Origin of the sequence: Flavobacterium sp. MDT1-60 (assembly GCF_014844035.1) — a bacterium.
In the GTDB taxonomy this organism is placed as follows: domain Bacteria; phylum Bacteroidota; class Bacteroidia; order Flavobacteriales; family Flavobacteriaceae; genus Flavobacterium.
Window position 1 is genome coordinate 447,054 of the sequence record NZ_CP062159.1, and the last position, 13,125, is coordinate 460,178.

At 32.7% G+C, this 13,125-nt stretch carries 10 protein-coding genes; 1 reads left to right on the forward strand and 9 read right to left on the reverse strand.

Annotated elements, in window-relative coordinates; genetic code table 11:
• Positions 1-228: 228 nt before the first annotated feature.
• A complete protein-coding gene (locus tag IHE43_RS01815; protein ID WP_192186409.1) occupies positions 229-621 on the forward strand; it encodes a helix-turn-helix domain-containing protein in 393 nt (130 codons plus the stop codon).
• Between the two features lie 50 nt (positions 622-671).
• Here the strand turns inward: IHE43_RS01815 and IHE43_RS01820 are convergent, their stop codons facing one another.
• From IHE43_RS01820 to IHE43_RS01860, 9 genes are all read right to left on the reverse strand, one after another.
• Complete coding sequence (locus IHE43_RS01820; protein ID WP_192186410.1) at positions 672-1,445, reverse strand: hypothetical protein; 774 nt, start codon at positions 1,443-1,445, stop codon at positions 672-674.
• 187 nt (positions 1,446-1,632) lie between these two features.
• A complete protein-coding gene (locus IHE43_RS01825; RefSeq protein ID WP_192186411.1) occupies positions 1,633-4,827 on the reverse strand; it encodes a DNA methyltransferase in 3,195 nt (1,064 codons plus the stop codon).
• Positions 4,828-5,291: 464 nt separating this feature from the next.
• Complete coding sequence (locus IHE43_RS01830) at positions 5,292-5,984, reverse strand: hypothetical protein (protein WP_192186412.1); 693 nt, start codon at positions 5,982-5,984, stop codon at positions 5,292-5,294.
• Positions 5,985-6,246: 262 nt separating this feature from the next.
• Entirely contained in the window at positions 6,247-7,443 is a 1,197-nt protein-coding gene (locus IHE43_RS01835; protein WP_192186413.1) for an aminopeptidase C, read from the reverse strand.
• 480 nt (positions 7,444-7,923) lie between these two features.
• On the reverse strand, positions 7,924-9,021 hold the full coding sequence (locus tag IHE43_RS01840) for a BamA/TamA family outer membrane protein (RefSeq protein WP_225585340.1): 1,098 nt from the start codon (positions 9,019-9,021) through the stop codon (positions 7,924-7,926).
• 131 nt (positions 9,022-9,152) lie between these two features.
• Positions 9,153-10,007 (reverse strand): transporter, encoded by an 855-nt coding sequence (locus IHE43_RS01845; RefSeq protein WP_192186415.1) that lies wholly within the window; start codon positions 10,005-10,007, stop codon positions 9,153-9,155.
• Positions 10,008-10,178: 171 nt separating this feature from the next.
• The gene (locus tag IHE43_RS01850) at positions 10,179-11,192 is read right to left on the reverse strand and encodes an AraC family transcriptional regulator (RefSeq protein WP_225585342.1); all 1,014 of its coding nucleotides are present in this window, start codon (positions 11,190-11,192) and stop codon (positions 10,179-10,181) included.
• A gap of 367 nt (positions 11,193-11,559) precedes the next feature.
• Entirely contained in the window at positions 11,560-12,141 is a 582-nt protein-coding gene (locus tag IHE43_RS01855) for a DUF4136 domain-containing protein (RefSeq protein ID WP_192186417.1), read from the reverse strand.
• A 250-nt stretch (positions 12,142-12,391) separates the two neighbouring features.
• On the reverse strand, positions 12,392-13,117 hold the full coding sequence (locus IHE43_RS01860; RefSeq protein ID WP_192186418.1) for a DUF6515 family protein: 726 nt from the start codon (positions 13,115-13,117) through the stop codon (positions 12,392-12,394).
• Positions 13,118-13,125: the final 8 nt, after the last annotated feature.

The following is a 13,125-nucleotide window of genomic DNA, read 5'->3' on the forward strand; positions in this document are numbered from 1 at the left end:
CCTTTTGTCATTTCGACGAAGGAGAAATCTTCGCAAGAAACTCGACAAAGACAAGCAAGTTTCAAATGCATTAACCCAAATGAAAAAAGAGCAATGATCAGTTGTGCGAAAAATTGTATTTTTGCTTCATCAAGCATAACCCAACACAAAAAAAACGTATCACACAAATACAACCTCGTATTTTACGGCACAAATAATTTTATCAGGAATTTTAAATATCTTTGAATTATGAGCACACTAACAAAACCAAATCATATAGGGCGAAAAATTAGCCGTATTCGTGAACTTCGGGATATGAAACAAGAAGCATTGGCACAAGCCTTAGGAACAAACCAACAAGCTATTTCGGCTATTGAAAACAGTGAAACTATAGATGAAGATAAACTTAAAGCAATTGCTGAAGCCTTAGGCGTATCTGTTGAAGGAATTAAGAATTTCTCTGAAGAAGCGGTTTTAAATATTATTGGAAATACTTATCACGATAATGGCATTGTTAATGCTGGAATGAATTATAGTTGTACTTTCAATCCGCTTGATAAAGTTGTAGAACTTTATGAGCGTTTGGTTCAGGCTGAAAAGGAGAAAGTAGAATATTTGGAGAAGTTATTGAAAAGGAAGTAAATATTTTCATTTATTCGATTACTAATTATCCCAAATAAGGAAAGGCTTCATTACTCCAATAAGATGCTATAATAATCAAAGAAAAGGTGATATATTTTAAGCTCTGCTTTATCATCATCTCTCGTATGTTTTGATAAATATAAGTGCCCAAAATTTTGCACACAAGCATAATTGATATCACTAATGGAATAGGGAGTCAAACATTGAGTTGTGACAAATGTTTTTTGAGACTTTATAAGATGATTAATATCATCTTTTATTTTTATCAATGGTACTCTAGCGTTCTTGCTCTCGACCATTTGACCGCTTTTAGACTTTTTCATTTCAACTTCTACAAATCCAATCATTCCAGCAAGTACAGTTGTTGTTTCGGGATAATAGGTTCGATCAGTAAAACGCTGAATTCCACCATTTAAATAGTAGCGCTTTCTACTTAAACTTTTGTCCAGCCTTTTTGCTTCAAAAGCATAATAATGATTTTCACTTAAACTTGGAACCTGGAATTTTATATCTAAATGACCTGTTGTGACATTATTTTTTGTTTCTCTCACTCCATTGTCAACAACTATGTTTTGAAGCCCAAACAAACCCAAATTTGGCTTAATGTATTTATTAACTAAATCTGTACATAAATAATCCTCTATCTCATTATGAGCAACATTTGATTTTTGAACAGTTTTTATTGTTTTATGTATATCAGAACGACTATAAACAATTCCTTTATTAATTAAACATTCATAACCATAAATGATTGTTTTCAAAAAAGAGTCCATATAGTACTGCTTCCCATCAGTTGCTTTTATAAATTCAATGCCATTCATCATAATTTTTCATCATTAACGATTTCTGCTTCAGCTTTAGCTAAAGCATCAATAAATTCAAGCAAATCATGATTAGCTACTGCCTCATGCCAGCATTTTAATTCATTTGGCTTAATAATATAAAAAGTGTTTTTAATGAAACCGCGAACATCCTGCTGAATATATAAGTCACGTGTAACATTATGAATTCCTAAATTTCCAATTTCATCAAATAATTTAGAATCATCTGTGTTTTTAAAATATATTTTTTTACTATCAACTGGTGCCTGGCCGACAATAACTGAAAACCAATAAAATCATCTGCTATATATACATTTGCAAAAAAAGATCGTTCTTTAGAATTAAATCTATGCTTAAAATGATTAATAAAAATATCCGCATAGTTACTTAAATAATGTAAATCATTCTCCTTTTCACATGAAAGCATTCGGAAAATATTATTCTCACCATATCCAGTTTCTTCAGATCTTTTTAGGATTGGCAATGAAATTTCTGTTGAATAATTAATTAGTGATTTTTCCACATCCGTTATTTCAAATGACTTATATACCATTTGATCAACATCCCATTCAAGTTGTCTTATTTCTTCTAATTTATCACTATAGTTTTGATCACGTAAAATCACCCCTTTTAGTTCATTATGTTTTTTTTGCAGCATCATTACCGACTCTGCTAGTAATTTATCTTCAATTGCTGGCGCAGAAAAGATTTCTTGAAAATCGACACGTGTTCGATCTATTCCCGCAGATGAGCTCGTTTGAAGTAGATAATAAGTAAAAAAACTAGAATTAACAATACCCGCTAAACTTTTTAAAGCCACTGATGTATTTTCATGTTTAGAGTAACCTATTTTAGTTTTAATTGAACAAACAGTCGAAGTAAAAACAATATCTTCATTACCATATGCAGCGACTGCTTTAAAGTTTTCATTTGCTAAAAGCCCTTTTTTCACCAAAAGCTTTTCTCCTTTAAAATAATATGGATCAGGGAGATATGCTACATTACCTTCTGAATCTATGAGATTTCGTTCAGATTTCCCTTTTCTATTTTTTACTAATAATTCTTCAACTGTTTCATGCCAAGTCATTGAACAACCAGTGTGGTACTGCTGAAATTCTTTTTTAAATTCTACATTAAGAAAAAGAAAATTACGTATTTCTAATGTACTTTTTTTCTTAGAAACAGATGCGTCTTTGATTTTTAATCCTCCTTTATAATCTAGATTATATTCATTCATCAACTCTTTTATTGAACGATAGGATTTTAATCTAAGCATGAAATAAAAGTCCAATACATTGCCATGAAGCATAACTTTCCATAACCAATCATATCCATTTAATCGTGGAATAAAATTTCTCTGAAGTATTTTTTTAATGTCATGCTTTTCAATAACAATAGTCCTAAAATAATTAAAAAACCTATTAGGCTTAACGGTTATATGAGTCACAACATTTGTTATTATTTCTTCTGTAGATTTTGCTAAACTATAAAAGAATATTGCAGGAGCCATTTTTGCTCCTTCAAATATCTGACTACCTCCAACAATCTTATTATTAACCCCTGATAGCTCTAGTATTTCGCTCAAAACAAAATTAGATAAAAAATATTCTCTCCATTGTTTGGTTGTGGCAGCGGAATTATACAAGCTTTTACCCGTTACTACCAAAGCAATTTTTAAATTTGGATTTATTGCGAAGTCACTTACACGGATTAAAAAAGCCTGTGATATTTCATTATTACCAATTTCGAGCGGTAATTGTGGCAATATTACATTAGTTAAACCCTTAATATTATTAGCATCAAATGCTCGAAGTTTCCTGTTTTTAATATAACTCTCATAACAAGACATTTTAACCACACCCCAAGGCGGATTCCCAATAATAAAATCTAATGCTATTTCCCTTGAAAAAATCTCATTAAAAGAAGCTTCTTCATTAAAAAAATCATATTGTTTTCCTCCGAATAAATTGATGTGTTTTAATCTTTCAAACTTAAAATCTTCAATTTCTTTTGGTGATTTATAATCAAGCAAAGTAATATATAAAGAGAAAATCGTAATTTCAATTGCATCTTCGTCTATATCTATTCCAAAAATATTATTTTTGATTAACTCCCAAAGCCTCTCATTACTTAGCATTATATCAGGAGAACCGCTGTTTTGAATTTCCTTTTCTATAATCTTTCGAAGTGTTTCAACTAAAAAAATTCCAGACCCACACGAAGGATCTAAAACTTTACAATTAGAAGTATCGGATTTTTCTAAATGCGGACTGACAGTCTGTGACAATATATAATCAACGATGAATGGTGGGGTATAATATGCTTTAATATCATACTGCTTTGAGGTAGTATTAAAGTTTTCCAATACCACATTTAGATTTTCTTCTTCTTTACCTATAAAATTTTCATATATATTACTAATAAGTTCAACAGGAATAATTTCAAAATCATACACCATAAATAATGATTTTTGAACAACATACCCCTTGTATGATGTTCCAGATTTGAAAAAAGATGAACCTGAAAACAAATCATACAATACTTCCAAATGGTCCTCAGTAACATTCTCCTCCTCATTATAAAAAGTATAGATTTCCCCTGTATCTTGATCTACTTCTTCTTCTTTTAGAGGAAATAGATCCCCACTATATCTAGAATTTAAATACTCAAAGAAACGATACAATTTATCTTTTGACTTAATCATTTCATTCAAACTAATCTGACGAGTCAATTTATCATTACCTTCAAGATATTCTTGACCTGTAAACTCCACTCTTCTATCAATCAAATACCTGATAAAAAGCAATCTACCTATTAATCTATTGGCTATTTTAGGATAAAGTTGTAAACCATCGGATGCAATCAGGATTCTTCTTGCATCCACGATATTATTCAAAAGATACTTATCAACTTTTGGGACATTTTTAAAATGCCTATTATATAATGTTTTCCAAGTTTTTCCTAACGTCAAATTTATTAAGGAAAAAATATTAATATCATCATCCAGACTTTGTAGTAGATAACTATGATCAGATTCAAATTTATAACCATGATATATATCAAATGGACCACGATCATCTTTATTAATTATAACTACTGGAGCCTGACCAAAACAAAATGTCCATTTTGGAATTTCTTTTGTTTTTTCTTCATCAGGTTTATCAAAAAATAGAATAATTGGATTGTTTATTGGCTCTGGATGTTCTGAATTTTCATCCCCGTGATGATGTAAACTATAAAAAGCATAGGGCTGTATTATATCCCGTAAAACCTTACTGATCCTAAAAGGAAACTTATTAAGCCATTGATCAGACTCCTCAAGATAGAACAACCCGTTTTCACGAGTATATCCAAGTTGATCAAATAATTGTTCTATTCTACTCACGGAGTTAAAAAATTTAAAGTAAAGATAATTATTAATTCTAATTATAGGGAAAAATGTATAGTTGAAAGAAATTTACATTACATTTAAGCATAACGTTTATTATTAGAACAATATATTAAGTCAAAACATCCATCTTAAAAACATTAATTAAACTCGTATTCAAATAACATTTATCTCAAACAAAAAGCACCACGATCTAAATTACAGCGCTTTTTAAACCTTAAACTATTAAACCCCAATTTCTTCGAAACCAACAAGAATCCCGCCTATATTCACCATCAAGAGCAGTAGGTTTATATTTTACGAAATTAGTTACTAACAAGAAACCTTTGTAATCGTTTGTTTCTCCCCACGAAATTTTTACGATGTGATTTTATCGTCCTTAATTCAGGTCCGAGACGAGCTTAAAAAAAAGACTATCATGAGGGTGATAGTCTTTTTTCTTACTCTGAGAATACGTGGAACTATTCTTTCGCAATTTTGTTACTCATGTTTTTATTTTCAAATACTACCATAATCTCATTGGCTTTTTCTGTTTGACCAATTTCTTTCAATGATTGTGCATATCTATAATAATACGATGCTTCTGAATCTGGAGACATTTCAAGCAATTGTGCATAATATTTAGCTGCCGCTGTCATTTCGCCATCAAAATAATGTTGGTCTGCCACCTTTTTAAGCATATCTGCAGAGGCATAACCCTTGTCTATTACTTGCATATACGTTTTTGTGCGGTTTACGGTAAGATATTTTGCTTTCTGGGCTGGTGCAATCATCGCAACTTTAACTGGTGCTATCGATGTCGAAACGGTATCTTTAATAGCTTTTGACAACATGGCAATTTCCGTTGGTTTTACTTTGGCTTTTCTATAAACTGGTGTAACCGTTCTGGTATTATTTGGACCAAGGTCATAGGTATTAACCATGTCTAATTTTGAAACTTCATATTTGACGACTCTTCTTCCGAATGTCATATTAATTGTTTCTTCTACATGATAATAATCCAGTACAAGATCATTATCAGATTTATTGTCAGATTGTGAATGTGCATTTGCTATTGGCGCAATGACAGGAGTGTTAGAAGCAGCACGCTGTGCAAAACAGCTAAAAGAAAAAACACATGCAATTGTTGTAATTTTAACTGCATAAGTTTTCATGTTGATTAGATTAATTTATTCTGAACATTAAAATATTACTTAAAGATACTTATTAGTTCCTTTTTATATTTTATTATTCCTGTAAACGACCTTAAAAAACGTTTAAGTGCTGTTTTTCAAATAAAAACACTCATTATTAATCTAAAAATGAGACCGATAAAACAGTATTGTATTTACATTTTGTTTAGTTGTCACTAAATCATAAAAAAAGCGCTCACAATATCTTGCAGCGCTTTCTGTATTTTTTAAAATTGAAATAAACTTAAACTCCTAATTTCTTAGCAAGATCAGTTGGAATTCCGCCTTTATTTACCATTAAGGCAGTCGTTTTATATTTTACGAAATTTTTGGTTACAAACAAGAATCCTTTGTAGTCGTTTGTTTCTCCCCAGGAATTTTTTACGATATAATATTCTCTTCCGGTTTGATCTTTTGCAAGACCAATAATATGCATTCCGTGATCGTCTGTTGTAGTGTAATTATCAAACGCAGCCTGACGCATCTCCGGTGTAATTTCCGGTTCTGGTTTTGGTCCATTGAACATGTCTGCTTTTTCTTCAGCCGTCATATCATCAAATTTCTTTGTCGGAACATACGCTACGCCATTTTTCCAGCTAAAGCTTTTCTCACTCACATCAGTTGCCCATACTACTGTATATCCTTTTTTCAACGCATTGTCAATAACATCGGTCATGTCGTTTACTTTTACGTTATAAACCTGATCAAACGACCAGTTGTCCGGCACCATCATGGTTGTTTTTTGGTAATATGGAGAAGTTGTAAACGAAGACATTTCTACATATTCATCAGGATTAATTCCAACTACTTCTTTAGCAAAAGATTGTGGCGTATAATTTTTTCCTTTGTATGTAAAGTTTTCCGGCACTTTTCCTAAATAAGAATCGATTACTGCAGCATATGCTTTTTGCCAGTTTGGCGTTAATTCTCCATTTGGATTTTTAACTACAGCACCCAAAACACCTTCGATAAGCGCTGCCATTTCTCCAAATTTATTTTTATCTGTTCCGTAGTTTAATCCTGTATAAGCTTCTCTAGGAACGGTTCCGTATTTTTTGTACATATTGATTACGTCATGCAACGCACCTCCGTCACCAAGAGTCACAGCGCCATGCATACGCACGTAATTAATTCCTTTTTCAACATACACATTTCTCGCTGAATAAATCTGAGATAGTTCTACCGGTTGTTTTCCTAAACGAATCATTTCTGATTCTAAAAATGAGTTTGTAGAATAGCTCCAGCATGTTCCTGAAGAACCTTGTGTTTTTACCGAAGTCGTTCCAAGGTTAATTTGCTCTGTGAATTTAAAGTTCTCTTTACTTTTATCACTCGCATTCAGCTTTAGTGAGTTTACTAAAACATCTTGTGCAAAACAGCTGCTTACACCAACCAAAAATGCTGATGCTACAAAAACTGATTTCATCGTAATTTTATACATAATCAATGATTTAAATAGTTAACTTATTAGTAACCTTTAATTAATTTTTGTTACAAATCAATTAAATATTAACTATTAAAACTAACGCTTTGCCGTTAATTTTTACACAATGTTTTTATTAATCTATAAAAACTTACAAAATATGCAAAAGAGAATCTTAAATTAGATAATGTGGCAATTAGATAATTCTATTGATTGTATTTAAACACTCATGCGTCTGACTTCTTGTTATATTTATAATCATACAAGTAAATAAACTTTAAAACAAAACCCCGATGAAATAATTAGCATCGGGGTTTTGTTTTTTATTCATTCTTAAGATTTATCGCATCCAATTGCTTCCAAAACAATATAATAGGCCCATTGTTCCGGTCCTTTGGCTACATCGACACACATCGGGAATCTTTCTCTTTTCTCTTGTCTCTTTTTTCTATTTTCTTTTCTCTATTTTCTATTTTCTATTTTCTATTTTCTTTTCAGCTATCTCATCCAATTGCTTCCGAAAACAATATAATAAGCCCAATCTTCATTTCCTTTTGCGACATCTACTCCCATTCGGAGCTTAAATTTTCGGGCTATTAAATACCGAAAACCTGTTCCGTAACTATAAACAACGGGCTTGGCAAAAGCCTGATCCCAATCGTCAAAAGCGCTTGCAAGACCACCAAATCCTATTAGACTCCATCTTTTGTACAAATCCCAACGAAGCTCAACTTCGTTTACAATACTGGTTTTTCCCATATAACGAGCAGTTGGAATTCCCCGTAAATTAATTCCCGGCTTTAAATAAAAAGGTGGATTCCCAAACGCCTGTTCTCCTTCAATCCTCAATCCGCCTATTAATTTGTCCGTTAAAGGATAATAACCTATTGCCGATAAATTGACACGCCAGGCATCGTAATCGCTGCCTATTGCATTGTCAGACCAAAAGAAATCTGACTGAAGACGTATTCCTTTATCTGGTGTAAATATATTGTCTCGACCGTCAAACTGAAGTGCTCCACCTAACTGACTTACAGTACTTTTAATGTCGCCAGGTTTAACAAACGGAGGCGGGAGATTAAAGTCTGGCAAATTTATTTTAGAATTTAAAAACAAATATTGCGGTCCGGCACTCCATTTTGCATTTTTAAATTGTTTTAACCATTGGGTGTAAAAAACGGAAGTTCTAAAGTTCAATTTAAATTCCTGATCATTTCCAGTGGGTAAATTATTGGCATAAAAAGACAAATTTACATCTCCATAAGCGGCCCCGATGCGATACAATATTTTGGGCTTAACTAAAGTTGCGGAACGAAATGCTCCGACCATCCAGCTATCATTTGCAGTATACATTCCGAATCCTCCTGTTATATCTGGATTTATAAAACGTTTTTTACCGTCTTCATCGATTACAGGAGCTCTTTTTTTAAGAAAAATTGGAGCTAAAGCACCACCAAATCCTCCTAAAGCTGGTTCAGATATAATGGCAGGAACTACAAGAAAACCATTTGCATAAATGAGAAAATTACTTAAGTCGATTGCTCCATCAAGAGAATCTTTGAAGCGCATATTTGTATTTGTTTTTTGTCCGATCATGACTGTGTATGATAAGAGAAAGCAAACCAAGGTTAATCTGGTTTTCCAAATAAATTTTCTATGAGAGAGGTGTGTGTTTTTCATTGTATCAAATGTTTTTTTCCTTATAAATTGTACCTCTATTTTTTTAGCTATTCTTTCTTTAAACTAAACACATGCGCCAATGTCAGGAAAAAAGTATTTCCCTGAAATCTGTTAATAGCATCAACCTCAGCTACCCATCTAAATCCCGCAGAAGTTTTACAACCAATATGAAAATAATTTACCTCAGCTCCTATTGCTCCAACACTATCTTTCTCACCTTCAACAATTCCAATTACAGGAACAGGAATTTTGTCATCGGTCACTTTATATTGTAAATAGTAAATTAAACCCGCATTCAATATTCCTGTTGGAGCGGTTTTTTCAGTATTCATCATATAAAATGTTTTACCCAAACCTCCTTCAATACTTAAAATATCTCCGGTTTTAATATCGGTATCCTTCTTTTTTCCATTGATTTCATAAGAGGCTAAAGCAGAAAAATGAAAGGTTTTTTTATCATTGAAAAACAAAGTTGTTCCTGCAGAAAACTCATTCATAAACATTCCCAAACCACTGTTGTCAGAAGCACCTGCGGTATAACTGCCAGTTGGTAAATACAATTGGTAACTCACTACAAAATCAGCTCTTTTGTGATGCCACCCTAATTGAATGGGCTGAACATAAGAATCTGTCAACGCTAAAGAATTATTGACATTTGCATTATTTCCCTGAATCGTATTTGAGGCAAAAGCTAATAATGCAGTCGCTCCATAATTGGCTCCCAGGATTTTAAAATCACTTACCCATGAAATACCAGCTCCTGTAATAGTCATTGTAAAATCAGGATCTACAGATGATTTATCTCCATTCGCATCTCTTAAAGATGATGCTGTATAAAAATATCCCGGAATATAAACGCTTAGAGTATTAGCAGGTGTTTGAGTTCCTGACTGCAATCCCATGGCACCAAGTATATGGCCCCCCTTAAGCTGTGCTTGCCCTATAAAGAAAATAAAAAGGAATACTAGCGTAATGATTAATTTTATTGTTTGTCTTTGTTTAAATCCCGTTTTCATCATTTTTGCTTTAAAAATTAATAAGACCTAACAAACCTCTTACAAACTGTTTACTTTTTAGTTTGATGATTCTTTTAAATAATAAGTAGTTGTTTTTTCAGGATTTATTCTGATTATTTTAAAATATTCTGAAGGCGATTTTCCTGTATGTTTTATAAAGGCTCTAAAACAAGTAGTCCTTGATTTAAAACCAGAACCCCAGGCCATTCCTTCAAGCGATAAATCTTTCCACTCCGGATCATTTATTTTTTCCTTGAAATATTCAATTCTCTTCAGGTTTACATAATCCTGAAAATGAAGATTAAATTCTGAATTAATTAAATTGGAAAGATGATGTACCGATATTCCTGTTTCTTCAGCAATATCCCGAATCACTAAATCTTTCTTTAGAAAAAACTCTTTTGTGGCAAAGATGTTTTCTAATTTGGCGAGATATTGTTGTTTTTTTTCTGTCGTTAATTCTTTTACTAAAGACAGATTGTTTTTTGTTTCATTTGTTTTGAGGAGCACCAAATGATTGTCATCCTGGTCAAAGTTAGAATTCTCATTTACTTCACTGACAGCATTTACAGCTTCTGTTTCATTTGCATCATAGAAAATTTGTGGCTTAAAATAAAGCCATCCTACTGTAAAAACAAGCACTGAAGAAATCAGGATATAACATGAAAAGTCGATACTATCAACCTTGTTCACTAAAAAATAATGTACAAAAAGCGTAGAAAACAAAAACAAGATCATCAAATTATAAAGTCGGATCCAGCTTAAAACTTTTATTCCGTTAAAGTGATTTACTTTAAATTTTTTCAAATCATAATTCAAAATCATCATAGTCTGGCAAAAAGCATACATTAGCCAGATTGTTAAACTCAACATAGAAAACGGACTTCTTATTTTTACTGCAAAATAAGTGATAACCGGAAGATCTAAATATCGATCAACCCATACAACCAATGTTAAACCAAAATAAAAGATAAAAGGTACGAAATGTAGCCAATCGTATTTTCTAAATATCCTTTCTGAAAACAAAACACTTCTTACATACAAAAAAGCGGAAGGTGCTACTAAAAACATAAAAGATTTTGTGATGATAAACAGATCAGGAAAAGGTTTAAAAACGTTAGCCGATAGGTAAAAATTATAGACGCTCACAACAGCAAGACTGAACAGGAATAGCCCTAAGAAGAAACTTTTTGAATAGTTTTTCTTTGAAAAAAGGACCATAAATGACGTCGCAAAACCAACTATCGTAGCTATAAAAAAGAAAAGAGAAAGTACTATATCGAGCATAATTTCCGGCTTAAATTTTTTAAAAGGTATTTCTTTCAATGTAACTTAAAAGAACAGACTTGGGGAGTCATTAAGAAGGCTATACTTATTTGCCGAAACAAATAAGTATAAATGCCTTATACATTAAATTTATAAGCTATAAACTTGTCTACTATTTTTTGGCTAATCCGGGAGGAAAACCTTCTAGTATTTTTTTGATTGCACCATTGATAAATTCCTCTGGATTATCAGGTTTGCTGTCAATTTGTGCGTTACCGATTCCTTGCCAAACCAGTTTTCCTGTTTTAGCAGATACAATATCAATGATTAACGAACCATCAACATAATCGTAAGTATTAAATGTTGTTGAGCCTCCACCCATCATAGCGCCCCCGCCCCAATATCCGTATGGACGGTACATACCGCCGTAACCATAAAAATTAGTATCGGCTGTAACCTGAGTTTTGTTTTTTAGAATGGATACCGCATTTACTTTTAAATCCGGATTAGAACTTGATTCGGTAAAACCCTTTGCAGTCATTTCTGCACGAATGGCTTTCGCAACACGATCTACATTAAGCTGATTTACCTGACCTTCTTGTGCTTTCAGGTCATACACAGTGAAAGTTCTATATTCGCCAAAATTGGTAGCATGGTCATAATCAGTTGTTACTTTTACAGTTGGAGAACAGCTGAAAATCAATCCCAATACAAAAAATGGGATTATACGAAGATTCTTTCTTTTAATATTCATTTTGTGGTATTTAAATTAATGATTAAATTAGTTTAACGTGAAATTATTAAAATGCTGATCAAATCTAATATGAAGGGTAAATCATGTTAAACAGTTGTAAAACAAACACAACTATCTATAAAACAATTTCTTACTACACACTCAAAGATAAATCATTTTGTTTAATTAACATAGCAGAGTGGTTAAAATTCTTACTTATTTTAAGGGTACTTGCTTTTATTTCATTTAAAGTACCTCAAAGCCTATATCCTTATTTTCCCTGAACAACAACATAACTATCTTGTCCGTCTTTAGAAATGGGCTGATAGTAAACATTGTTGTAAATCATATATTTCTGACCGTCAATGGTTTTTTCTTCAGCTCCTTCTGGAAGATGAGCCACAACAGCACCTACAGGTGCATTTATTACCTTGTATTTGGCGGAGGCTTTTACATAATAAGTTCCACCGTAATAATAGTACTCTGTTCCGGAAACATTGATAGTAACATACCCTTTTGGCAATTCTGAAATTGTTGCTCCTATTGGTGCTGGTACCACTTTATAACCACTGGATTCTTTAACGTAATACACACCATCATCATAATGATACTGATTGTTTTCAACTGTTATAATGATCGCAGCAGTCGTTAAGGTAGCAGCAAAGAAGCCAATTGGGTACCATGTTGGTCCCCAATAATACGGTACAAATGGATGATAGATGTACGGAAAAGGGACTGGATAAGGATGAAATGGCGGAGGAAGCGGTCTCGGATACGGATGCGGGTATGGGTGAGGCGGCAAAGGGCGTGGCGGAAGTGGTCTCGGCGCAGGAGGAATCGGACGCGGCATTGGTCTTGGTGCTGGTCTTGGCATTGGTCTTGGCGGAGGATGATGACCAAATCGCTGTGCCGTAGCCTCTTCCGGAATCATGATCAATAGTGCAAACAATGCAATAATAATGAGAGAGATTTTATTTTTAGGTTGAAACAATTTCATAACAATAA